Origin of the sequence: Shewanella sp. 10N.286.54.B9 (genome assembly GCF_041468565.1) — a bacterium.
Lineage (GTDB): Bacteria > Pseudomonadota > Gammaproteobacteria > Enterobacterales > Shewanellaceae > Shewanella.
Genome location: NZ_JBFRIY010000035.1, coordinates 1 through 24,090, shown reverse-complemented (window position 1 = coordinate 24,090; position 24,090 = coordinate 1). Strand labels below are relative to the sequence as shown.

Annotated in this window: 15 protein-coding genes; 12 read left to right on the top strand and 3 right to left on the bottom strand. The window is 44.7% G+C overall.

The window, feature by feature from the left end:
* The first annotated feature begins 529 nt into the window (after positions 1 to 529).
* The 6 genes from AB4135_RS12345 (at position 530) to AB4135_RS12320 (ending at position 12,303) form a co-directional block, all read left to right on the top strand.
* Positions 530 to 775, top strand: a complete 246-nt coding sequence (locus AB4135_RS12345) for an OadG family protein (RefSeq protein WP_371993237.1) — start codon at positions 530 to 532, stop codon at positions 773 to 775.
* 18 nt (positions 776 to 793) lie between these two features.
* Positions 794 to 2,602 carry a sodium-extruding oxaloacetate decarboxylase subunit alpha gene (gene oadA / locus AB4135_RS12340; RefSeq protein ID WP_371993235.1) on the top strand — a complete coding sequence of 603 codons (1,809 nt, stop codon included), beginning with the start codon at positions 794 to 796 and terminating at the stop codon, positions 2,600 to 2,602.
* 8 nt (positions 2,603 to 2,610) lie between these two features.
* A complete protein-coding gene (locus AB4135_RS12335) occupies positions 2,611 to 3,741 on the top strand; it encodes a sodium ion-translocating decarboxylase subunit beta (protein WP_371993233.1) in 1,131 nt (376 codons plus the stop codon).
* A 178-nt stretch (positions 3,742 to 3,919) separates the two neighbouring features.
* Entirely contained in the window at positions 3,920 to 5,632 is a 1,713-nt protein-coding gene (locus AB4135_RS12330; RefSeq protein ID WP_371993231.1) for a type I secretion system permease/ATPase, read from the top strand.
* A 10-nt stretch (positions 5,633 to 5,642) separates the two neighbouring features.
* Positions 5,643 to 6,962 carry an HlyD family type I secretion periplasmic adaptor subunit gene (locus tag AB4135_RS12325; protein WP_371993229.1) on the top strand — a complete coding sequence of 440 codons (1,320 nt, stop codon included), beginning with the start codon at positions 5,643 to 5,645 and terminating at the stop codon, positions 6,960 to 6,962.
* A 58-nt stretch (positions 6,963 to 7,020) separates the two neighbouring features.
* Positions 7,021 to 12,303 (top strand): beta strand repeat-containing protein, encoded by a 5,283-nt coding sequence (locus AB4135_RS12320; protein ID WP_371993228.1) that lies wholly within the window; start codon positions 7,021 to 7,023, stop codon positions 12,301 to 12,303.
* Positions 12,304 to 12,365: 62 nt separating this feature from the next.
* Here AB4135_RS12320 and AB4135_RS12315 read toward each other — a convergent pair whose 3' ends face one another.
* Positions 12,366 to 12,554, bottom strand: a complete 189-nt coding sequence (locus AB4135_RS12315; protein WP_371993226.1) for a hypothetical protein — start codon at positions 12,552 to 12,554, stop codon at positions 12,366 to 12,368.
* A gap of 271 nt (positions 12,555 to 12,825) precedes the next feature.
* The gene (locus tag AB4135_RS12310; RefSeq protein WP_371993241.1) at positions 12,826 to 14,079 is read right to left on the bottom strand and encodes a dicarboxylate/amino acid:cation symporter; all 1,254 of its coding nucleotides are present in this window, start codon (positions 14,077 to 14,079) and stop codon (positions 12,826 to 12,828) included.
* A 455-nt stretch (positions 14,080 to 14,534) separates the two neighbouring features.
* On the opposite strand from AB4135_RS12310, the gene AB4135_RS12305 reads away from it, so the two are divergent.
* The 5 genes from AB4135_RS12305 (at position 14,535) to AB4135_RS12285 (ending at position 21,652) form a co-directional block, all read left to right on the top strand.
* Positions 14,535 to 17,372: a M16 family metallopeptidase gene (locus AB4135_RS12305; RefSeq protein WP_371993224.1), complete on the top strand. Its 2,838-nt coding sequence runs from the start codon at positions 14,535 to 14,537 to the stop codon at positions 17,370 to 17,372.
* A gap of 176 nt (positions 17,373 to 17,548) precedes the next feature.
* Positions 17,549 to 19,114 (top strand): glutamate--cysteine ligase, encoded by a 1,566-nt coding sequence (gshA, locus tag AB4135_RS12300; RefSeq protein ID WP_371993222.1) that lies wholly within the window; start codon positions 17,549 to 17,551, stop codon positions 19,112 to 19,114.
* 2 nt (positions 19,115 to 19,116) lie between these two features.
* Entirely contained in the window at positions 19,117 to 19,545 is a 429-nt protein-coding gene (locus AB4135_RS12295; protein WP_371993220.1) for a hypothetical protein, read from the top strand.
* A gap of 111 nt (positions 19,546 to 19,656) precedes the next feature.
* A complete protein-coding gene (locus tag AB4135_RS12290) occupies positions 19,657 to 20,274 on the top strand; it encodes a hypothetical protein (protein ID WP_371993218.1) in 618 nt (205 codons plus the stop codon).
* Positions 20,275 to 20,470: 196 nt separating this feature from the next.
* The gene (locus AB4135_RS12285) at positions 20,471 to 21,652 is read left to right on the top strand and encodes a methyl-accepting chemotaxis protein (protein WP_371993216.1); all 1,182 of its coding nucleotides are present in this window, start codon (positions 20,471 to 20,473) and stop codon (positions 21,650 to 21,652) included.
* 47 nt (positions 21,653 to 21,699) lie between these two features.
* On the opposite strand, the gene AB4135_RS12280 is transcribed toward AB4135_RS12285, so the two are convergent.
* Positions 21,700 to 22,923: a sensor domain-containing diguanylate cyclase gene (locus AB4135_RS12280; protein ID WP_371993239.1), complete on the bottom strand. Its 1,224-nt coding sequence runs from the start codon at positions 22,921 to 22,923 to the stop codon at positions 21,700 to 21,702.
* A gap of 558 nt (positions 22,924 to 23,481) precedes the next feature.
* On the opposite strand from AB4135_RS12280, the gene purE reads away from it, so the two are divergent.
* Positions 23,482 to 23,985 (top strand): 5-(carboxyamino)imidazole ribonucleotide mutase, encoded by a 504-nt coding sequence (purE, locus tag AB4135_RS12275; protein ID WP_220738800.1) that lies wholly within the window; start codon positions 23,482 to 23,484, stop codon positions 23,983 to 23,985.
* The last annotated feature ends 105 nt before the right edge of the window (positions 23,986 to 24,090 follow it).

Genomic DNA, 24,090 nt, shown 5'->3' with positions numbered 1-24,090 from the left:
TATTAGTTGACCACTACATATTTACCAAATATGTAAGGAAGACCATACAAATTGGCGATTACTCCAGCTTCTTTAATACAGATTTGTTTTGTGCATAAAACCTCATATTGTTGCCTTTGCTAGTCTTCTGTTCTCATATCTGAAATCAATTTCCTTCAATTTACTGAGTCAATTGTTTAAATAAGATGAGAGTTGTATTTTGATTGCGAATTTATCATTTTATTACCGCCTTATTTGTGGAATCTTCATCCAGTTATGTTTGCTTTTGTTTTTATTGGTATGACCAATTTACAAACTGCTCGCTATTTTGTTATAGATTAGTTATTGTTTTTGCCTATGATAGCGATAGCTGGCATTAAGCTCGTTTGGCTGCTATCAAAAGAAATGCATAATGTGTGAATTAATAGTGAATAAATATCTATTTTATTTCAGTGTGTTCACATCGTTAGCTAAATGACTTCTACATGTGAGTCTTCATTTAGCGAGTTTGTTTGCACTTCGGCAATTTTATGGTTGGTGAGAGGATTAGATGGAAGCAATATCAGAACAGTTAACCGATGCGTTAGGAATAATGATCCTCGGCATGTGTTTGGTTTTTGTGTTTTTAAGTGTATTGATTTTAGCAATGAAGTTAGTTGCTAAGAAATATGCGCCAAAGCCCCAAGAAAAAACTAGCAGTGCTGCTCTCCAGCCAATCGCAAGCAAACCTGCAGTGAGCCCTTTAATGGCTGCTGTTATTGCATCAGCAATTCATCAACACCGTCAAAAAGCATAATAAAGTAGGGAGTTTACCATGAGCAAGCCACTGGCTTTAACCGATGTCGTCTTAAGAGATGCTCACCAATCAATACTCGCTACTCGGTTGCGTACCGAAGATATGTTACCTATTGCGCCATTGCTCGATAAAGTTGGCTTTTGGTCGCTTGAGTCATGGGGTGGTGCAACGTTTGATTCCTGTATTCGTTACCTTGGTGAAGATCCTTGGGAACGTATTCGAGAACTAAAAAAAGTGATGCCTAACACGCCTCAGCAGATGCTACTTCGAGGGCAAAACCTTTTAGGCTATCGTCATTATGCGGATGATTTAGTCAACCGATTTGTAGAACGTGCTCACACCAACGGTGTTGATGTGTTCCGTATATTCGATGCAATGAATGATGTGCGAAATCTTGAAACTGCAGTTAAGTCTGTGGTTGAAGTTGGCGCTCATGCACAAGGGACACTGTCTTATACTACCAGTCCTGTACATACGACAGCGACTTGGATTGATATGGCTAAGCGCATAGAAGATATGGGCTGTCACTCTTTGTGCATTAAAGATATGGCCGGGCTGTTAAAGCCATTTGAGGCTTATGAGATGATAAGCCAAATCAAATCTCAAACTAACTTAATCGTTTCTCTTCATTGTCACGCGACTACAGGGCTTAGCACTGCAACTTATCAAAAAGCGATTGAAGCAGGTATAGATGTTCTCGATACAGCTATCTCTTCTATGAGTCAAACCTACGGACACAGCGCCACCGAAACCGTGGTCGCTATGGTTGAAGGTACTGATAGAGCCACTGGTTATGATATGGAATTGCTGGAAGAGATTGCTGCTTATTTCAGAGTGGTACGTAAAAAATATGCAGCATTTGAGGGCGAACTGAAAGGAATTGATTCACGAATACTTCGCGCACAAGTGCCTGGTGGCATGTTGACTAACATGGAAAGCCAGCTCAAAGAGCAAGGCGCGGCAGATAAGTTAGATTTGGTGTTGGAAGAGATCCCACGTGTTCGTGAAGATTTAGGTTTTCTGCCACTGGTCACACCCACCTCGCAAATTGTAGGTACCCAGTCTGTCATCAATGTTTTAACGGGTGAGCGTTATAAGTCGATGACAAAAGAGACTGAAGGGGTACTAAAAGGCGAGTACGGTGCGACACCAGCCCCGGTCAATGGTGAGCTTCAACAGCGCGTACTTGCTGGAGCCGAAGCGATTACATGTCGCCCAGCTGACCTTCTTGAAGCTGAACTTGATAAGTTGCGAGTTGAGCTTGCTGAAAAGGCCACTGCAGAGGCAATCACACTGTCAACAGAGCTCGATGATGATGTATTAACCTATGCATTATTCCCGCAGATTGGTTTGAAGTTCCTTAGCAACCGCAATAACCCTGATGCATTTGAGCCTAAACCAGAAGTTGCAGCTAAAGCACTTGAGGAAGCTAAAAAGACAGAACTTGCCAGCACAGATAAACCAGGGCCTGAAACTTACACGGTAACAGTGCAAGGGCAACGCTTTGTGGTTGAGGTCGCTGAAGGTGGCGATATTAGTGAAATTACCCCCGCTGAGAATGTGGTGCCTTTTGCAACACCTGCACCAGCTGCAGCTGTTGATACGTCAGCGGTAAAGCTTGAACAAAATGCGCCGTTATCAGGTAACATTTTTAAAGTACATGTGTCTCTTGGTGATAGTGTCAAAGAGGGGGACGTGGTTATTATTCTCGAAGCGATGAAGATGGAAACGGAAGTAAGAGCTGAGGCCGATGGTGTGATCTCTCAGGTTTGGGTGAAAGAGGGTGATTCGGTCGCTGTTGGTAGTCAACTGCTAGCCTTAGCTTAGGAGTCTTCATGGAAGGATTATTAGCTTTTTGGTCAGAGTCTGGCATTGCCAACTTTACGGTAGGCCAAATATTTATGATGGGCGTTGGCTGCTTGTTGCTGTTCTTAGCCATTGCTAAGGGATTTGAACCATTACTATTGCTACCTATTGGCTTTGGTGCGATTTTGGCCAACATTCCCAATGCTGGTTTTACTGACGAAGGTGGGCTGCTCTATTTTGCTTATCATGTTGGTATTGAGACGGGGATCTTCCCGCTACTTATCTTTATGGGAGTCGGTGCACTAACCGATTTTGGTGCGCTGATCGCTAACCCTAAAATGTTGTTACTGGGCGCAGCGGCGCAATTTGGCATTTTTGCCACACTGCTTGGTGCAATCGGCCTAAACCTAATTCCAGGTTTTGAGTTCTCGATGCAGGATGCGGCAGCGATTGCGATTATCGGTGGTGCAGATGGGCCCACGGCGATATTTTTGGCGTCGAAACTTGCGCCTGATCTACTGGGTGCTATTGCGGTTGCCGCGTACTCCTATATGGCATTGGTACCACTCATTCAGCCGCCAATCATGAAGCTGCTAACGACAGAGTCTGAGCGTCAAATTAAGATGGAGCAGTTAAGGGAAGTCAGCAAAAAGGAGAAGATCATTTTTCCGCTGATGGTACTTGGATTAACTATTTTGTTCTTACCAGCAGCAACGCCGCTGGTGGGCATGTTCTGTCTCGGTAACTTGATGCGTGAATCTGGCGTGGTCGACAGATTATCGAGCACTGCCCAAAACGAGCTTATCAATATCGTGACTATCTTCTTAGGCCTTGCTGTTGGTTCTAAGTTATCAGCAGATAAGTTCTTGCAAGTCGAAACTCTTGGTATTTTGGTATTGGGCGCTGTAGCGTTTGGTATCGGCACGGCGACAGGAGTGTTAATGGCTAAGCTTATGAGTAAGCTATCGGGTGGTAAGATCAACCCGCTACTTGGCGCAGCAGGGGTGTCTGCAGTGCCAATGGCTGCACGAGTCGTGAACAAAGTGGGGCTTGAAGCGAATAACCAAAACTTCCTCCTTATGCACGCGATGGGGCCTAATGTGGCTGGTGTATTAGGTAGCGCTGTTGCCGCTGGTGTATTGCTTGCAGTGCTTGGCTAATAAAATGTTTGACTAAAAATATCAAATATATTTATGAGCTAAATCAATCCCGTACTTTTTAAGTACGGGATTTTTTTTGCGTGAAGCAAAATTTTTAAAACCCTTGGCTATACTGAAAGCAACTTAATGGCAGTTTACCTCGGCACCTGCAATACCTTTCGCAATGGAGTGCGAACTTATGAATAATCACTTCAATAGTATTATTCGCTCACTACAAATGGAATTAAAGTACGTGGCGATATTCAGTTTTTTTGTCAATCTTTTGATGCTAGCGCTGCCTATTTACAGTTTACAACTCTTTGGGCGAGTCATAGCTAGTTCCAGTTACCACACTCTCGTTAACCTCACTCTCATTGTCGTTTTTTTGCTTGTTGTACAAGCGTCATTGGATTTTGTCCGCAATAAGTTGATGCAACAGAGCGGGCTTAAGCTTGAGATGAAGTTGAGCTCTATGCTGGTACATGAATCAATTGAAGCGTCTGCTAGGCAAGGCAGTATTAGCAAACAGAGTTTACTCGATGTGCGTGAAGTTCGAAGTCTTCTCCTTACGCCATCAACGACGGCAATCTTTGATGCCCCTTGGGTTATCGTATTTCTTATTGTGTTGTTTGGGCTGCATCCATTATTGGGTGTAACGGCGACATTTGGGGCTATCGTATTGTCATTGTTAGCGTTTGGTGTAAAAGCTGCTGCTAAACCACCGCAAGATGCGGCATCAAAAGCGGTGATTGAAAGTAGCATGCAGATAAACGATATCTTACGTCATGCAAGTTCATTGCAAGCCATGGGAATGGCGGCTGATGTTGCTAAGCATTGGCAGAAAGGGCATCAACAATTACTCGGGTTACAGTGGAGTGTGGCCGATAAGGTCAGCATGATGTTGGTATTAACTCGTTTAACTCGGACGCTTTTACAGGTCGCCGTTATTGGTATAGGTGTTGGGCTTGTGCTAACTCAGCAATTGGGCACTGGTGAGATCATCGCTGCCTCAATTATTCTTGGACGGGCTATGGCACCCATAGAGCAAGCTGTTGGTTGCTGGAAAAATTGGGAGTCGAGTTGGCAGGCCTATCAAAGATTGAAGCAGGCGTTAAAAAAAGCACCTGAGGAGAAAAAGACCTCGCTACCCGCCCCTAAAGGAGAGTACCTACTCGAACGAGTAAGCTTTGCTATCGATCGTCATAACAAGCCGATACTTAACAATATTAACTTTCGCCTACAAGCGGGGCTCTCCCTCGCGATAATTGGCCCTAGCGGTTCTGGAAAATCGACTCTCGCTAAGCTACTGATGGGGATCGTGACACCCACGAGCGGTATGGTAAAGCTTGATGGCGCCTGCCTGAATCAATGGAATGGCGATGAGCTTGGACGTTATATCGGTTTTGTCTCCCAAGATGTAGAGCTTCTATCTGGCACTGTTGCGCAGAATATCTGCCGATTCAGTGATGCTGAGCCTAAAGAGATCGTCGAAGCGGCACGACTTGCCTGTGTCCACGAGCTTATCATCGGTTTACCTAAAGGTTATGAAACCCAGTTAGGTGAGGCGGGTAGTCAAATCAGTGGTGGACAAAAGCAACGCTTAGCTCTCGCGAGAGCACTGTTTAGCAAACCTAAAGTGTTAATCCTCGATGAACCCAATTCTAACCTAGACCCCGAAGGCGAAGTGGCTTTGGCGATAGTACTGCAGTACTGCAAAGAGCAACGGATCACCGTGATAATGATCAGCCACCGAGCAGGGTTTTTACGGCAGATGGATTGGGTTGTTTGCTTAAGAGACGGTTTTATAGAAAAAGCGGGTCCGAAAGAAAAGTTCATTTCCGATATACATGAGTTCAGTGAACGTACAGAAAATGCGGTTCAATCAATCGATAAACCCGCTGCAAATCAGTAAGGATATGAGCATGGACGATTTAGTGGAATTTAATACTCACAGGGTCATAGTGTTCGGTTTATCTATTATCGTGTTTGCTGTCGGTGGCTTTGTTATTTGGGCGAGTTTGACCAAAATCGATGCCGCAGCCATTGCACCGGGTAAGTTGGTGGCCGAGAGTCAACGCAAGAAGGTACAGCACTTACATGGCGGTCAAGTAAAACAGATCTTAGCTTTTGAAGGACAACACGTAGATCAAGGTCAAGTCTTGATTGAGTTAAGTGACGTGCAGGTAGAAGCTGACTATCAGCGGCTGTTATTAAAAACAGTACGAGCCCAAGCACAAATCGATAGGTTAACTCCGTTACTCGAAGGAGCTGGTGATGGATTAGAGAATTCAACCCATTTAGTGTTTTCTTCGCTTGTTTTAGAGCATCAGCAGCGCGATGAAGTTGACCAAATAATGGTCATGCAGCAATTGATGTTTGAAAGGCAGACTTCAGATTTTCATATGTTTACTCAGCAATACATTTTCCAAAAAAATCAGCTAGAACACAGCTTAAAAGGGACTCAACTGAGGCTTGTATCGACTCGGAAACAGTTAGATTTAGTCAAGGAGGAGGTACAGATGAATGCCAGTTTACTAGACGATGGTTTTGTCTCTAAATCTCGTCACTTAGCGATTCAGCGCAGTGAATCTGGGGTTGAAGGTCTGCTCGCGCAGCTACAGGCAGAGGTTGATGTTACCACTGCAAGGCTGGGGGAGTTGAATCAAAACCATGAGGTAGAACGCTCAAATAGACAACTGCATTGGGCACAGCAATTACAAGAGCAGCGACAGATAAGAGATGAAGGTTTGCACCGACTGTCAGCTCAAATTGATAAGAAGCAGCATATTACTATTACTGCGGAGCATAGCGGTACCGTTGTCGCCATGGCTATCCACTCTATTGGAGCCGTTATATCGCCTGGTCAGATATTGATGGAGTTAGTGCCAGAAACAGATGACATGATAGTGGAAGCCTATGTGCGTCCAGAGGATATTGATGTCGTGCATGTAGGGTTATTAACTCAAGTCCGGCTTACCGCTTATGACAGTCGCGATGCAATACCAATGAGCGGAGAGGTCATTCATGTCTCTGCAGACCGTTTTTTCGCTTCATCAGCAGGACAACCAGAAGGATACTTAGTCAAAGTTAAACTGAACCCCATTGATAGCAACCATTCAAATATTAAGTTGCACCCAGGAATGTCTGCCGATGTATTTATTGTGCTGCAACCTCGGACATTACTTGAATACCTGTTGTCACCACTTGGTAGCTCTTTTGAGCTGGCATTTAGAGAAAGTTAATTATTAGTTCAAGCTATTTAGCTTCTATTACCTCCCTATTTAAAGAAGGAATTTTGTCATGGATGATACTAATCAAAATGATGTACTTGTTGGTACAAGTAGTGATGACCATATTGAAGGACGAACTGGTAATGATATCATCGATGGTCGTTCTGGTGATGACTATTTGGTTGGCGGAGAGGGCGATGACAGTATCTCAGGCCAAGAGGGTAAGGACTTTATTTTGGGCGACCAAGGTTTAGACGAACAGTCAGATACACCGGTGGTCGAAAATGCAGAAACTACCGCTTGGGGCGTCGAGCAAACGGTGTTCAGTGGCGAGCAGCCCGTTGACCCCGTAACAGCAAATAACCCCGCAAGCCAAATTATCAATATTGGCGGCTATGTCGGTGCGGGTGGCAATAATTTTACATTGAACGTTGCCCTGCCAGAAAATAGCCCAGTACTAGAAGGAGGAGCTGAACTGACCATCAATATACTCGTCCCCAATGAAAACGGCGAGATGGTTACGGTAACGGGAACGGCCACCCAATTAGAAAATGGTACTTTACAGATTAATTTTGAACTAACCCAAGATCAACTTGATACGAGCGGTGATATAGAGCTGCAGTTTGTTGCCAGTGGTATTGGCGCAGATGAATCAGTGGTTATCGATTCGGTTGAGTTGGTTGCACTGAATACCTATGACGATGTTCTCGATGGTGGGGAGGGTGATGACCACCTAATGGGTCAGCAAGGTGAAGATATCCTCTATGGCGGTGAAGGTAATGATCTGCTCGATGGTGGCATCAATAGTGATGAACTTCATGGTGAGGCCGGCGATGACTTACTTATGGGGGGGCAAGGTGATGACTTATTAACAGGTGGCGCTGGCGCAGACACGCTGATGGGCGGTAATGATAATGACACTCTGTATGGCGGGACAGGCAACGACACCTTAATGGGCGAGCTTGGTGATGACACACTGTTTGGCGCAGAAGGGGATGACCTTCTCCTTGGTGATGACGGTAACGATAAGCTGGCTGGCGGAGCGGGTCATGACCAACTGCTTGGTGGTAAAGGCGATGATGAGATGACGGGGGCTGAAGGTAATGATTACCTTCAAGGCGATGAAGGCGATGATAGCTTATCGGGTGGTATAGGTGATGATGTGCTAATTGCTGGTAGTGGCAGCGATAGTTTGCAAGGTGGCGCAGGTGCCGACGTGTTATTAGCAGGCACGGGAGATGATGTACTTGAAGGTGATGCTGGTGATGACAAACTCTTTGGCGAGGAAGGAAATGACACTTTAGCTGGTGGCGCTGGTAACGATGAGCTGCATGCAGGCGATGGAGATGACGTACTAATAGGTGGCGAAGGCGACGATGTGTTATTTGGTTATTCAGGAGCCAATGTTCTCGATGGTGGTAAAGGTGACGACACCATCTATGGTGGCAGTGATAGCGACACTATTATCGGCGGCGAGGGTGATGATGTTGTCTATGCCGAGTCTGGTCATGATGTTATTGACGGTGGTGTCGGTAATGATGCCCTCTATGGTGGTGATGGTGAAAACATCATAGACGGTGGCAGTGGTCATGATGCTATTTATGCTGGCGATGGAGACGACACGTTAATTGGCGGTAGCGGTAACGACAGTATTTACTCGGGCTCGGGCCAAAATATTATCGATGCAGGTGATGGTAACGATTTGGTCTACGCCGGGGTCGGCGACGACAGCATAGATGGCGGCAGCGGCGATGACGTGATATTCGCCAATGCGGGGGATGATACAGTGATTGCGGGGGCAGGCAATGACACTATCTATGCGGGTGCTGGAGATGATGTGCTTGAAGGGGGGGATGGTGACGACACTATTTACGCTGAAGATGGTGATGACTTAGTTACTGGTGGAGTCGGTAATGACACCTTATACGGTGGCGCTGGAGCAGATCGCCTCGAAGGTGGTGCTGGCAACGACAGCTTAAGTGGCGGTGACGGTAACGATGAATTGTTATCTGGCAGTGGTGATAACTTCTTAGACGGTGGTGCTGGAGACGACATCATTACCGCCGAAGATGGCGATGATGTCCTTATTGGTGGAGATGGTACCGACACCATTACCGCCGGTGGAGGACACGATATTATTGATGCAGGCTCAGGGCATGACACCATTATTGCAGGCGAAGGTGATGATACCGTTTATGCGCAGGACGGACACGATACCGTTGAAGGTGGTTTGGGTAATGACTTGCTGCACGGCGGTGTGGGCCGGGATCTCCTTGACGGTGGTTCAGGAGATGATTCGCTTTACGGTGGTGATAATGCCGACACACTCATAGGGGGTGAAGGTCATGACATGCTTGATGGCGGCATGGGCGACGATGTGCTCGATGGCGGCGAAGGCAACGACACCTTGATTGGCGGCGCTGGGGCAGATGTCATTTCGGGTGGCGTCGACGCAGATATTCTCGTGGGCGACAGCGGTGATGACATGCTTTCTGGTGATGAGGGCGATGACACCATATATGCAGGCTCAGGGGCTGATCAGTTGCTCGGCGGCGATGGTAACGACAAACTCTTTGGTGGTGATGGTGACGATATACTTGTGGGTGGCGAAGGATATGATGAGCTATATGGCGGTGCGGGCAACGATACTCTTTATGCTGAGAACGAGGCGGGTTTATTGGCTGGCGGTGAAGGAGATGACCGCTTAATCGGCGGCACTGCAGACGATCAATTATATGGTGATGGCGGCAATGACACCATCACCTCTGGTGAGGGGGACGATCTCGTTTTTGCTGGTGAAGGTGATGACCATGTCGACACTGGGGAGGGTGACGACATGGTGTTTGCTGGTGGCGGTGCAGACACGATTAATACCGGCGATGGAGACGATAAAGTTTTTGGTGAAGACGGCAGTAACACCATAAGTACGGGTGATGGTAAAGATGAGGTATACGGCGGAGTGGGCGCCGATACTGTATATGCAGGCGCGGGTGACGATGTCGTTTACGGTGGGGATGGTGCGGATACTCTACACGGTGAAGAGGGGGATGATTTTATCGATGCTGGCACCGGCGATGACATCATTACTGGTGGAGTGGGGATCGACACCATTTTTGGTGGTGATGGTAAAGATAGCATCGCTGGCGATGAAGGTAATGATCTGCTTTTTGGTGGTGAAGGCAATGATAGCTTGTCAGGTGGCGCAGGTGATGATCAACTCTTTGGCGAAGGCGGAGATGATAGTATCGCTGGCGGTGCAGGTGCTGACTTAATCTTCGGTGGTGTCGGTGAGGATACCATTGATGGTGGCGATGCTGATGATCAGCTATTTGCCGGTGAAGGCGATGATAATGTTATCGGTGGACTGGGTAGTGACTTTGTTGATGGCGGTAGCGGTAACGACACTATTGATGGTGGAGAAGGCGACGATATCTTGCTCGGTGGTGATGGTAACGACACGATTGAGGGCGGCGCAGGTAAAGATAAGCTATTTGCTGGGGCTGGTAATGACCTTCTTTCTGGTGGTGAGGGGGAAGATGAACTTCATGCTGAGTTTGGTGATAACACGCTCGATGGCGGTACAGGTGATGATGTACTGTACGGTGGCAGTGGCAATGACACCTTAATCGGTGGTGAAGGTAAAGATTATATTGAGTCACATCAAGGCCACAATACCGTAGAAGGTGGGGCTGGCGAAGATACAATCATTACAGGTAGTGGAAATGACCATATTGAGGGTGGCGATGGTAACGATACTATTGCAGCGGGGAATGGCGATAACACGATAAGCGGTGGTGCGGGCAATGACAGTATTGTTGCAGGCAGTGGCAATGACGTTATTGCAGGTGGTGAGGGCAATGACACCATTCACGCGGGGGAAGGCCATAATAACATTAGTGGTGGCGCTGGTGACGATAGCATCGTAGCGGGAAGCGGTAACGATATTATCTCTGGCGGTGATGGCAACGACAGTATCGACGGCGGTAGCGGTGATAACCAAATCAGTGGCGATCTTGGCAACGATACCATTGTTACAGGCGCGGGCAGCGACATTATATCTGGTGGCGCTGGTGATGATGACATCAAAGCGGGTGATGGACACAACACTATTACGGGCGGCAGTGGCACAGATTCGATTATTGCAGGCTCTGGCAACGACAACATTGCTGGTGGCGAAGGTAATGACAACATAAATGCGGGTGCTGGCGACAACATTATTAGTGGTGACGATGGTGATGACACTATCGTGAGCGGTGCGGGTCATGATCAAATTAGTGGTGGGAGTGGCGCTGATAATATTAATGCTGGAAATGGTAACAATCAGCTTTCAGGCGAAGAGGGTAACGATAAGCTCACCACAGGCTCAGGTGCAGATCTTTTAGATGGCGGCGCAGGTAACGATACACTGTCTGCAGGCAGCGGAAATGATCAGTTATTTGGTGGCGAAGGTAACGATAGCTTAAGTGGTGGTTCCGGCGATGACATGCTTTATGGTGAGGCTGGCAACGATAAACTGGTTGGTGGCGGCGGTAGTGATCAATTGTTCGGCGGTGAAGGTGACGACAAGCTAATCGGAGGTAGCGGCGATGACCAGCTCCATGGTGACGTTGGTAATGATCAATTAAGTGGCGGTAGCGGTAGTGACTTGCTGTTTGCAGGTGTTGGCGATGATAAGCTCGATGGTGGCAGTGGTAATGATGAACTGTATGGTGGTGACGGCGCGGATACGTTAGCTGGCGGCAGCGGTGATGACATTTTGTTTGGTGACAGTGGTTCTGATTCCATCGATGGTGGCACAGGTGTTGACGTACTGTTTGGTGGGGCTGGTGACGATACCTTAGTCTTTGACCGTGAAGATTTTGGCAGCAATGCCGACGGCAGTATGAGTAATGATAGTTTCAGTTACGACGGCGGCGAAGGTTTTGATGTATTGCAGGTGTCAGGTGACAATAATGAAATCATCGATATGACAGGTGCAGGTATTCAAAATATGGAAGCCTTTATTGTTGAAGATGGCGTTACTGATATCCAATTGATGCTATCTCTGGATAAGATCTACCAGCAGAGCGACGGTGATGGAATTGTTGCAAACGACAACGATGATCCATTCGAGAATAACTTTTTGGTGGTCGGCAGTGATAATCTAGACTTATCAGGTAGCAATTGGAGCCAGTCTGATAACACCCTCAACAGTCAAGATATGGATGACGAACTGCGCCAAAAGTACCAAGCTGAGGGCGTTGATATTGATGAGCTACAAGGTTTTATTTTCTCAAGTGATGAGGGGGATGTTGTCATTTGGAGTGATATCGATATAGGCGGAATATCGCTTAATGATGAATCGTTAGGTTAGCGGCCTGTGCTCCTAGTCCTAGCGATTGGGTTAGGAGCGGCTGCAGTGCGAATATACGAGCTTTACCAGCTGCGAATATTCTGGTCTGCAGTAAGCCAAAGCAAGAAACCTAAGGCGAATATAATCGTTAAACTTATACCGACGATATAGAGAAAGCCTTTTCTTCCTTGTTTTAGTGGCACGCCGTTATAGTTGAGAAATAGTGCCCATGCGAGAGAGAGTAGCAGTGGAAGAAAAAACAGCTTTGCCATACTTAACATCCTCAATATTAGTCGCGTAGCGATATGATTTTAAAGTATATACCCAAGCTACATGAAAGTGCAGGCTTCAGTAGGAATTTTATCGAATATAGATAGGGGTTAGACCGTCGTTAATTCTGCTCTTGTTTACTGAAATGAGCCTTAACAATATCAGCTAACTCGGTATGCCTTGATTAAAATGAACGGTAAAGCCAGTACTTAGAGGGATTTTGCGCGAAATAAAAAGGCCGCAATAGCGGCCTTTTTATGAGTTCAGAACTGTCTAGCCAGCTACAGGCGCAGACTTTTGGTTGTCATCTGCGTAGAACTGCTCTTGATCCAATTGGCCTTCAGATTTACCGATGACGACTGCAGTCATCATGTCACCAGTGACATTGGTTGCTGTACGGATCATATCGATAATACGGTCGATGGCGGCAATAAATGCAATCCCTTCAAGGGGCAATCCAACTACACCTAATGTCACGGTTAACATCACCATTGCGCTACCAGGCACGCCAGCAGTACCCACTGACGCCACTGTTGCAGTTACAGCAATGAGCATGTAGTCGGTCATGTCGAGTGGGATGCCATAGATTTGAGCAATAAAAATTGCGGCTATCGCAGGGTAAATACCGCCACAGCCATCCATGTTCATAGTCGCACCCAGTGGCAGTACAAACGAGCTATAACGCTTAGAAACTCCCATTGATTCAGTGCAGCGCGTGCTCGCTGGCAACGTACCAAAACTTGATGCCGTCGTGAATGCAACAATTTGTGCCGGTATTGCTTTTCTAAAGAATTGAACCGGGCTTAATTTGGCCACAAACTTCACTAAGCCGCCATAGACGAAAATAATGTGAATTAATGCAGCAAGGTAAATAGCTCCAATAAATTTACCCAATGGCAACAGCATAGATAAGCCATATTCACCTACCACCCAAGCCATTAAGCCAAATACACCAATAGGAGTTAGTTGCAACACCATGCGGGTAAGTTGGAACATTACCTCGGCACCTGCTTCAAGGGTTTTCTTCAGCGGTTCTGCTTTTTCGCCAACTTTATTGATAGCAATACCAATCAATGCCGCGAATACTATGATCTGCAGCACCTTTCCTTCGGCCAGCGAAGCAAAGGGATTGACTGGAACCATGTTGAGCAACACTTGAGCAAAACCAGGGACATGACGCTCGCTCACTTCGCTTGCGACAAGCTCCGTTGTACCGCCCATATCAATGAGAGAACCGATAGTTAAGCCAATGAGTGATGCAATCGTACCCGTCAGCATAAACATGCCTAGCGTCTTAAAGCTCAAACGTTTCAAATTTGCTTGTGAGCCTAAAGAGGTGATGCTCACGACAATGGCACAGAAAATAAGCGGGGCAACCAGCATCTTAATGGCGCTGATAAATAGATCGCCAAGAGGCTTTAATACCGTTGCTGACTCGCCAAAGATAACGCCAACAGTGGCGCCAAGCACAAAGGCAGCTAATACCTTTTGCCAAAAAGGGATGTTTTTAATCGTTTGCCACATTATCAATATTCCAAATATTCTATTTTTATAGTTTAAGTGACGGAGTTATCACTTAATTATTTACAATTACTAACTAGGAAAATGCTGCCTTCATACAGTGAAGGAGTATATATTGGCATTCTATAGATAGAGTGCCTTGCACCACAAACTGATTTAGTTATAACTTATTGTAATATGCAAGTTTGTTTTAATTATATTAACAGTTTACATGTAAGTAACATGACTGATAGCGACGCTTAATGCTATAAAAACATAATAGATTTGATGGCTTATGTCTGCGTCATTAGAGTTAAAGCTGAAACGCATGAAATGGTATGTTGATTATTGTGGTTAATTTTCGGTATAAGCGGAGTTTTAAGTCGATGAGTCCTTACTGGTTGTTTTAAGCTGAGTGAGTAATACTAGAGCCATATTTAGACGATAGAACAGTATCGGCATTCAAGCGAAGGAGATAACAATTGAAAAAATGGATGTTAGCAGCGGCCGTCAGTGCCGCGTTATTTGGATGTGCGGGTCAACAAGAGGTACAACCCACCTTACCTGCCGGAGTGACATTACTTGAGACCGTTAGCTTTTCAGGGCAAGAGGTAGGGATCCCTTACCGTAAATATCAATTAGCCAACGGTTTAACTGTTATATTACATGAAGACCATTCCGATCCACTGGTGCATGTTGATGTAACTTACCACGTTGGCTCAGGCCGTGAGTTAGAAGGACGCAGCGGCTTTGCTCACCTGTTTGAACATATGATGTTCCAAGGCTCACAACATGTTGGCGATGAACAACATTTTAAGATGGTCACTGAAGCGGGTGGCACCTTAAACGGCACCACAAACACCGATAGAACCAATTATTTTGAAACCGTACCGAACAATCAGTTAGAGAAAATGCTCTGGCTTGAGTCGGACCGTATGGGCTTTTTCTTACCTGCGTTAACCGAAGAAAAGTTTGAAGTACAGCGTGAGACGGTTAAAAACGAACGGGCACAGCGGATCGACAACCGCCCTTACGGCAGAATGGGTGAACGTTTCAATCAGGCATTTTATCCACAAGGCCACCCGTACTCTTGGCCTGTCATCGGTTGGCCTGAAGATTTAGATCGTGCAGATGTTGAAGACGTTAAACACTTTTTCCAACGTTGGTATGGGCCTAATAATGCCACATTAACGATTGGTGGTGATTTTGATGAAGTACAAACACTCGCTTGGGTGAACAAGTATTTCGGTGAAATTCCAGCTGGACCAGCGGTTGCAGAACCAACTAAGTCGTTAGTGACTTTGGATGAAGATCGCTATCTATCAATGGAAGACCGGGTTCACTTACCACTGATCCGCATGGGGATGCCGACTGTTTACGCCCGTCATGAAGATGAGCCTGCATTAGATCTACTGTCTAATATTCTTGGCGGCGGTAAAACATCAATCTTCTATAAGAACTTAGTCAAAGATGGTTTTGCTGTACAGGCAGGTGTTAGCCATCCTTGTCAGGAGCTTGCTTGTCAGTTCTCTTTGTACGCATTAGCTAATCCTGCTAAAGGCGGGAATTTGGACACTATTGAGAAAATCATGCGCGACTCGATAACTGAGTTTGAGCAGCGTGGCGTCAATGATGAAGATCTGGAAAAGGTGAAAGTTAACTTTGAGGCGGCCACCATCTTTGGTCTGCAAAGCGTGCAGGTTAAAGTCTCTAGCCTAGCATTTAACGAAACATTTTCTGGTAACCCCAACATGATTGGCTCTGATTTGGCACGTTATGCCAACGTCACCAAAGAAGATGTGATGCGCGTGTTTAATCAATATATCAAAGACAAGCCTATGGTGGTAATGAGTGTCGTGCCACAAGGTCAGAAGCAGTTAATCGCTAAAGCTGATAACTTTGTTGCACCAACTGAAAAGGTTGCTGCCGTTGCTGTGCAAAACTTAAACGTTAAACCGCAAATTACCTCTAAGTTTGATCGTAACCAGGTACCGCCTGTCGGCGCTGCACCGGTATTGAAAATCCCAACACTATGGCAAGGTAAGTTAGCCAATGACATTGACGTTATCGGTACTGAAACCAACGAAACACCTACGGTTGAAGTCGTCGTCTACCTCAATGGCGGACATCGAATACTTGATGTGCAGCAAGCTGGTTTAGCATCGATCACTGCATCAATGATGAATGAATCAAGCCTTAAGCGCAGTGCAGAAGATCTTACTCAAGCATTAGAGATGCTCGGCAGTAATGTTAGCTTTGGTGCGAGTAGCTATCAAAGTCATCTGAAGATCTCTGCTTTGACTGAAAACCTTGATGCGACAATGAAAATTGTACAAGAGAAGCTGTTTGAACCAGCCTTTAAACAAGCTGATTTTGACAGGGTTAAGCAACAGATACTACAGAATCTTCAGCGTCAGTTGACCGAACCAAACTATCTTGCTTCTAGAGCATTTGGAACGCTGTTATACGGTGATAAAAGTCCGTTTGGAGTGAACAGTGGTGGTTCAATTGAATCGGTTTCTGCAATCACATTAGATGATGTAAAAGCTTTCTATCAGCGCCAATATACCGCAGGCAATGCTCAAATCGTGGCTGTAGGCAATTTAAATGAAGCACAGATGTTGGCAAAGTTGAGCGGTCTAAACAGCTGGAAGGGCGATAAAACACCATTTCCTGAGTTGGCGCCGTTACCGGCATTCTCTGGCGGTAAAATCTATATCGTAGATAAGCCAGAAGCGGCACAGTCTGTGATTAAGATTGGTAAACGTGCACTTGCGTATGATGCTACAGGTACGTTCTTTAAGTCGTATTTGATGAACTACCCGTTGGGCGGCGCATTCAATAGTCGGATAAACCTTAATCTTCGTGAAGATAAAGGTTACACCTATGGCGCAAGAAGCTATTTCTCCGGCGGACCTGAACAAGGGTTTTATCAAGCTACCGCAAGTGTTCGTAGTGATGTTACCACCGAAGCATTAATTGAGTTTATTAAAGAGATTAATGAATTCCAAGCGAGTGGTATGACTGAGAATGAACTGAGCTTTATGCAAAACTCTATTTCACAGTCTAAAGCGCTAGATTACGAAACGCCGTACCAAAAAGCGGGCTTAATGCGTAACATTCAACGTTATAATCTAGATGACAATTACAGTGAGCAACAAACTAAGATCACTAATGAAGTGACACTTAATGAGCTCAACGGTTTAGCTAAAAGTCAGTTAAAACTTGACGATATGCTTATTCTTGTCGTTGGTGATCGTGCCAAGATAGAGTCTGAATTATCTACACTTGGTTATCCAATTGAGATTTTGCAGTTGTAAAGTTAGCGTTTAGGCCCAATATAGATGTGGTGCTCCTATAGGTAGGAGTGCCTCATCTATAATTGTCATGATATAGACATAACAATTATTTTTATATGACTTGAAAGTTTAGTTAATTAGCGCGGGTCTGATTATGTTGAACTTTGAGTTTAAGTCACGTACTAGAGAATAATATATTGAAATCATTCAATGAATTAGTAGGGGATCTGTCTGATCCATTAAGTCGTCGAGCACTTAGGGCAATGCAACGAGGCATTGAACGCGAAGCGCTTAGAATTGAAAAGACAGGTCACTTAGCTTCAGACAGTCATCCACAAGCATTGGGCTCTGCGTTAATGCATTCGCGGATAACGACTGACTATAGTGAGTCCTTACTAGAGTTTATTACTCCAGTTTTTGAAAATATTGATTCACTCGTTGAAGATTTAACTTACACCCATGCATATAGCGTGCGTCATCTAAATGGCCAGCGCTTATGGCCTGTCAGTATGCCTTGTTATGTTGGCGATGTTGCTAATATCCCAATCGCAGATTATGGCAGCTCTAATAATGGCAAAATGAAACGCTTATATCGTAAAGGATTGACCTATCGATATGGCGCGCAGATGCAGATTATCTCGGGTGTGCATTTTAACTTTTCTGTGTCAGATGATTTATGGAGCCGCCTCTATGACTTATCTGATAAAAGCCTGACGAAAGATGCATTTATTTCAGAGTCTTACTTTGGCTTGATCCGTAATTACCGCCGTTTGGTGTGGGTACTGCCTTACTTATTTGGTGCATCGCCTGCACTATGTGGGTCGTTTATCAAAGATCAGCAGACATCACTCCAATTTGAAAAAGTCGGTAAAGGTACACTTTATTTACCCTATGCAACCTCGCTTCGTATGAGTGATTTGGGTTATACCAATCAAGAACAAGACAATTTGGATATCAGCTACAACAATTTATCCTCTTATCTTGAAGGTATGAACGCTGCCATCAATATGCCTTCAGAGAATTTTGCCAAAATAGGCGTAAAAGTCGATGGTGAATATCGTCAATTAAATGCAAATGTATTGCAGATAGAAAATGAATTTTACTCACCTATTCGCGCAAAAAGAGTGGCAAAAGGGAATGAGAAACCTTCTGAGTCTCTAGCACGTGCTGGAGTTGAATATATTGAAGTTAGAGCGCTCGATGTTAACCCATACAGTGCTGTGGGAATTGAGAAATCTCAAATTCGTTTCTTAGATATGTTTTTGCTTAACTGCCTATTACAGCCTTCTGCTAGCACAGATGCTACAGAAGAGGCCGAGATTGCAGCCAATCTACAAGCTGTGGTGCTTGAAGGGCGTAAACCAGGCTTACAGTTAAGTCAAAATGGTAACCAAGTATCACTTTCAAACTGGTTAGAAAGCTTATTTGCTAATATGAGCTCGATTGCAAACCTGCTTGATGATGGCGCTGACGGCGACTATCAACAGGCGCTAGCTCACTGGCATAAAGCGGTTGTTAATCCTGATGAGACATTGTCGGGTCGAATTATAGGCAAACTTAAACGGGAGCAGGTTGATCACAGCCAGTGGGTGATGTCGCTTGCACAGCAGTACCATCAAGAACTCAAGGACTACCCTATTAGTGACTCAGTGCTTGCACGCTACGAGCAAGATGCTAAAACGTCTCTTCAGCAGCAAGCTGCGAGTGAAGCACTTGGAGAGGTGAGTTTTGATGAGTTTCTTGCAGATTACTTTGAGTCATAAGTTTGCCAAATCTTAAACTATTGGCTTTGTTATCAATATCTCTGTTATCTGGCTGTGCAACACAGCTAGATAGCAATAATCAGTGTGGCACGGTATCAAGTTTTCTGGCACCAGAGCCCGAGCTAGGCCTGTATCGAGCAGTAGTCACCCACCTTGATGGCAAGCCTGTGATCTCCCAGCCTAATTACCGCTTAAGTGTCGGCGCGCATCGCTTCACATTGGCTGAATTAATCGACTCACCAGACTTAAATGTCTCACTTGCAGCTCGTACCCCCAAAGAGCTGACTGTGAATGTGGAGGCTAATACTCGTTATCACATAGGTGCAAAGTTTAATCGTGATAAAATTTATAGTGGCAAAAACCCTGATTTCTGGCAACCTGAAGTGCTTAGCCAAGAATCTTATGAGTGTGAATTTCTAGAGCCTCAATAAGCTGAGTCTCTGCTTGATTTCTAACACAATTTAATGATTGGTTAATTGCATATTAGAGCTATCAATGTGACACTAGCGCATTGCTATTATTGTCTGTTGGTATGAATTTTTATGAAATGGCCTGCATTTTTTGCGACTGTTATCTTGGCAACACTATTAACGGGTTGCGCAACTCCTCCTCCGAAAGACCCCGAAAACCTTTGCTCGATATTTCAAGAAAATCGTTCTTGGTATACTGCTGCCAAAGATACCCGAGAGAAATGGGGCGTACCAGTTCACGTGCCTCTGGCAATGATGTACCAAGAAAGCTCATTTAAACATAATGCCGCGCCGCCAATGGAGTACTTCTTAGGCTTTATTCCCACAGGAAGAGCGAGCAGTGCTTATGGTTATGCTCAAGCAAAAACCATGACTTGGGATGATTATGTAAGAGAGACGGGTAATTCTTGGTCGAGCCGCAGTAATTTTAGCGATGCGATGGATTTTATGGGGTGGTTTATCTATAAAACGCATAAAATCAATGGAGTATCTAAGTGGGATGCGCGTAACCAATACTTAAATTACCATGAAGGTTGGGGCGGTTATAAACGTAAAACTTATAATCAAAAAGCTTGGCTGATCAAAGTCGCTAAAAAAGTCGATGACCGCTCAAAACGTTATGCAGGTCAATATCGACAGTGTCAGGAGGATCTTGATTCTTCTTGGTTGTGGCGACTATTTTTCGGATAGTTAATGCTCATGCGATAAATAATCGTTAAAGCCAGTTTGCAATCGCAACTGGCTTTTTTCGTAAATATTATAAATTAGCCCTTCATGTTTTTCTATTTTGCCCGATAACAATGTAGATATTTTGTTAAATCAAATTTAATCTGCTGCGGCAGCTAATAATTCACTCCTTGGCTCTGCCTATTGAATGGAACTCTTTATGCAAGATAATGATGATCACAAGTTGCAATTGAAGCTTATTTTCCCTGTCGTTGCGGTAGGTCTTGCTGCATTACTGCTATTTATATTGTTTGCTGATGCTTCAATCTCTAAGTGGGATATCGCTATGTTACTTTTGGGCATAACGCTGGCTCAAGTGATTGGCTGCTGGTATGTGATTAACAATATATTGAGTAAACGGTTAGCCAGATTGAGGCAATATCTGGCATTAGTGGTGAGCACTGAGGAGGCTCCCAAAGAACGTCTTGTTGATGTTAGTGACGATGAGTTGGCATTAATTACGAATAACCTGAGTGAATTTATTGAAGGCCTAAAAGGTATTCTTGATAAGGTCCGAAATGACGCAACCATTTTCCGTCAAGGTTCAGAGCAGCTGGCAGAGCAGATGACTTTAGCTGAGGTATCTGTAGAGCTAAGCAGCGACGAAAATGCAAAGATCACTCAATCATTGAGTGAAATAGATGGTACTGCTCAGGAGTTGACAGGCAATGCTAAAGAGCTGCAGTCCACCTCTATGAAAGTGAATGAATTATTGCAAACGGGTACCAAGGACGCCTTAAAGAATCAAACCTTTATGGGAGATTTTACCCATGGCATTGAAAGCTTGGTTAGCGAACTTGATGTGTTGCATAAAGACAGCCAAAAAATCGGCAACGTGTTAGAAGTGATCAAAAGTATTGCTGAGCAAACCAACCTGCTAGCCCTTAATGCGGCAATTGAAGCAGCTCGGGCGGGAGAACAGGGGCGAGGTTTTGCTGTTGTGGCAGATGAAGTAAGGGCATTGGCCCACAGAACCCAAGAGTCAACCGTCGAAATACAAAGCATCGTTGAAGGCCTGCAAGGTAAAACCAGCAGCGCAGTTACGGCAATTGGTGAAAGCCAGCGCGTGAGCCAAGAAAGCTTGCAGCAATGTCATCGGGTGTCGCAAGCATTTACCGATATTGGTGGCGCTTTTCAGCAACTTGATACGTTGACCGGAAATATTAATGACAGTATTCAGGGTCAACAAACATCAACTTCAAGTATTAATGACCGAGCATCTGAAATCTCACGGCTTAGCCAAGATGTGCATCGTAATTTGAAGACGATTTCTGAGCAAGCAAGAGAGCAAAAAAGCACATCTGCTCAGCTGGATAAAATCCTCAAGCGAGTGTGCGTGTAAGCGTAGGCTAAAGGTGAGCCTAGCAATATACTGGGTCTATCAGCGTTTTATAAATGCTTATAGACCTTGCCACGCTTATGTTTATACATTGCTTCATCGGCAGCTTTTATTGTCTTATTTAACTGACCATGATACTGCTCGATACCATAACTAAAGCTAATATCTCCTAGCTTACTTAGTGCCGCCTCTATAGTACTTAGTTCATTTTCGATACGCTCTATAGGCCCGTGGCACAGTGCTATAAATTCATCGCCGCCATAACGCGCCACTAACTGCGTTTCATGCCATTGAGCTTTGAGAAGGCGGCTCAATTTCTGTAATGCTGCGTCGCCTGCCGTATGACCATGTTGGTCGTTAATTGCTTTAAGGTTATCTAAATCGATGAGTATCAAGTAACTACCAAAATGGGGCTTTAGCTTCCATTCGTTAACAAGGGATTCAAAACGTTGACGGTTGTACAATTCAGTTAAACTATCAAAGTTGGCTAGCAAGTTAATCTTATGGTTTTTTTGGTAAAGAGAAATGGCATTGGCAGCTTCATGAGTCAGTATCGCCACTAGGTTGCGATCATAGTGGCTAAACGCTTTCACTTTTCCGCTATCTAAATTGAGCATGGCGTAAAGCTGACCATCAATATGGATCGGGCTCGATAAGGTTGAACGTATCGGTGTCGAGGGAGCATCGAGCAGGATACTTTGAGTCGATGAACTTAATGAGCTGCGAGAGTTAATCGCTTCCATATCATCAATAACAACGACTCTATCGCATTTACCTTTGGTTAACCGATATTCAAATGATTGCTTCAAATTGATATTGAGTTGTCTAAGCTTATTGATATCAATTCCCACACTCGAAACAAATGAGAGTGCACCGCTGTTTGGTTCGACTCGAATAATTGACCCCATTTCAGCGCCATCAACACTGCTCACGGCTTTATTCAGCAGCGCGTTTAAAAAAGCGGTTTCATCTTGATACTGGCTGGAAATATTAACTAATTCAAACGTGGTTTCATTCACATGCACAACTTGCTGCAGATGCTCCCAAAGTCTTGTGAGGCGTCCCTGATGAAAATAGTAATTGAGACTGTAGCCAAGCAGGTAGATGATGCCAACAAGGAGCAAGTTTGCCACAGCGTTTGGTGATGCGGTGATACTAAAAAAAAATGACCAACAGACAAAAAGCAGCATTAATGGCACGCCTAGCAGAGCTAAGTGAGTCTTCCAATCGAGTGAATCAATTTTCTTCTTTTTTAAACTGTCTTTGATGGGCAACATGAATATCCTATTCAACGGAGTCAAACCATTTGTTTGCTGCATTCAAATGAAAATATGTGCTGGTAAAGCTCATGGTAAATAACTTAAATAGTAGATAAAAAGTACAACTCTAACAAGTGCTTAATCTTACAACGGCAAGTAGGTGTATTTGTTGAAAGCTATCGAGCGAGTTTATCAAATTTACGCGACTAAACTGTAGTGCTATTTACGTTTAATAACGCAAATGTATATATCATCATTTTGACTGGCAAAATTATTTGTGTGAACACCTCGTGGTGTTACAAAGTGATACACAATGTTCATGCTCTATAGCCACTGAAGCGCTTAGTTCGGCATGGCGCCGTATAATCACAGGGTTCTTAAAGGTAAATAAGAGATTGGCTGGCAATCTTAATCATTTGTTATACATATGTACTAATAAGTTATTTGCAGTCAAAACCAAGCTTAGAGATAATTAGACCATTGGCTTTGGGGGAAGCCTGTTTACTCTTTGCGCTTATTTTCATTATAATGCGCGCAAATATAATAATGTACCGCCCTACACAAGGACAAAAAATGAGCAAACCATTTGTTGCAGTATTAATGGGGTCTGATTCTGACCTGCCTACAATGCAATCTACCCTAGATGTACTAAAGACTTTCAACATTACGTTTGAAGCTAAAGTGACATCTGCCCACCGTACTCCAGCTGCTACTCACGCTTACGTGACTGATGCTGAAGCTCGTGGTTGTAAAGTATTTATTTGTGCTGCTGGTCTTGCTGCACACTTAGCAGGTGCAGTTGCTGGTATCACAACTCGTCCAGTGATTGGTGTACCAATAGACAATGGTCCACTACAAGGTCATGATGCATTACTATCTACAGTGATGATGCCTGGTGGCGTTCCTGTTGCTACAGTTGCTATTGGTAGTGCTGGCGCTAAAAATGCGGGTTACCTAGCAGCGCAAATGCTAGCGGTTGGTGATGATGCACTAGCTGTAGCAGTAAAAGAAGAGCGTGCTAAGTCTGCTGAAGCTGTTCAAGCTAAAGATGCTGCGCTACAAGCTAAACTAGCTTAAGCTACACTAAACAAATAAAACCGCAGTGTTTTCACTGCGGTTTTTTTGTGTCTGTTAATACCAAAGGTATGACGTATCTGTGTTTTATACCAATTCCATTAAAGA

What these genes read in the sequence shown, in the direction of transcription:
- AB4135_RS12345 (WP_371993237.1), top strand. Translation starts at nt 530, where the DNA reads ATGGAAGCAATATCAGAACAGTTAACCGATGCGTTAGGAATAATGATC.
- AB4135_RS12325 (WP_371993229.1), top strand. Translation starts at nt 5,643, where the DNA reads ATGGACGATTTAGTGGAATTTAATACTCACAGGGTCATAGTGTTCGGT.
- purE (WP_220738800.1), top strand. Translation starts at nt 23,482, where the DNA reads ATGAGCAAACCATTTGTTGCAGTATTAATGGGGTCTGATTCTGACCTG.
- AB4135_RS12315 (WP_371993226.1), bottom strand. Translation starts at nt 12,554, where the DNA reads ATGGCAAAGCTGTTTTTTCTTCCACTGCTACTCTCTCTCGCATGGGCA.
- AB4135_RS12330 (WP_371993231.1), top strand. Translation starts at nt 3,920, where the DNA reads ATGAATAATCACTTCAATAGTATTATTCGCTCACTACAAATGGAATTA.
- oadA (WP_371993235.1), top strand. Translation starts at nt 794, where the DNA reads ATGAGCAAGCCACTGGCTTTAACCGATGTCGTCTTAAGAGATGCTCAC.
- AB4135_RS12285 (WP_371993216.1), top strand. Translation starts at nt 20,471, where the DNA reads ATGCAAGATAATGATGATCACAAGTTGCAATTGAAGCTTATTTTCCCT.
- AB4135_RS12335 (WP_371993233.1), top strand. Translation starts at nt 2,611, where the DNA reads ATGGAAGGATTATTAGCTTTTTGGTCAGAGTCTGGCATTGCCAACTTT.
- AB4135_RS12290 (WP_371993218.1), top strand. Translation starts at nt 19,657, where the DNA reads ATGAAATGGCCTGCATTTTTTGCGACTGTTATCTTGGCAACACTATTA.
- AB4135_RS12320 (WP_371993228.1), top strand. Translation starts at nt 7,021, where the DNA reads ATGGATGATACTAATCAAAATGATGTACTTGTTGGTACAAGTAGTGAT.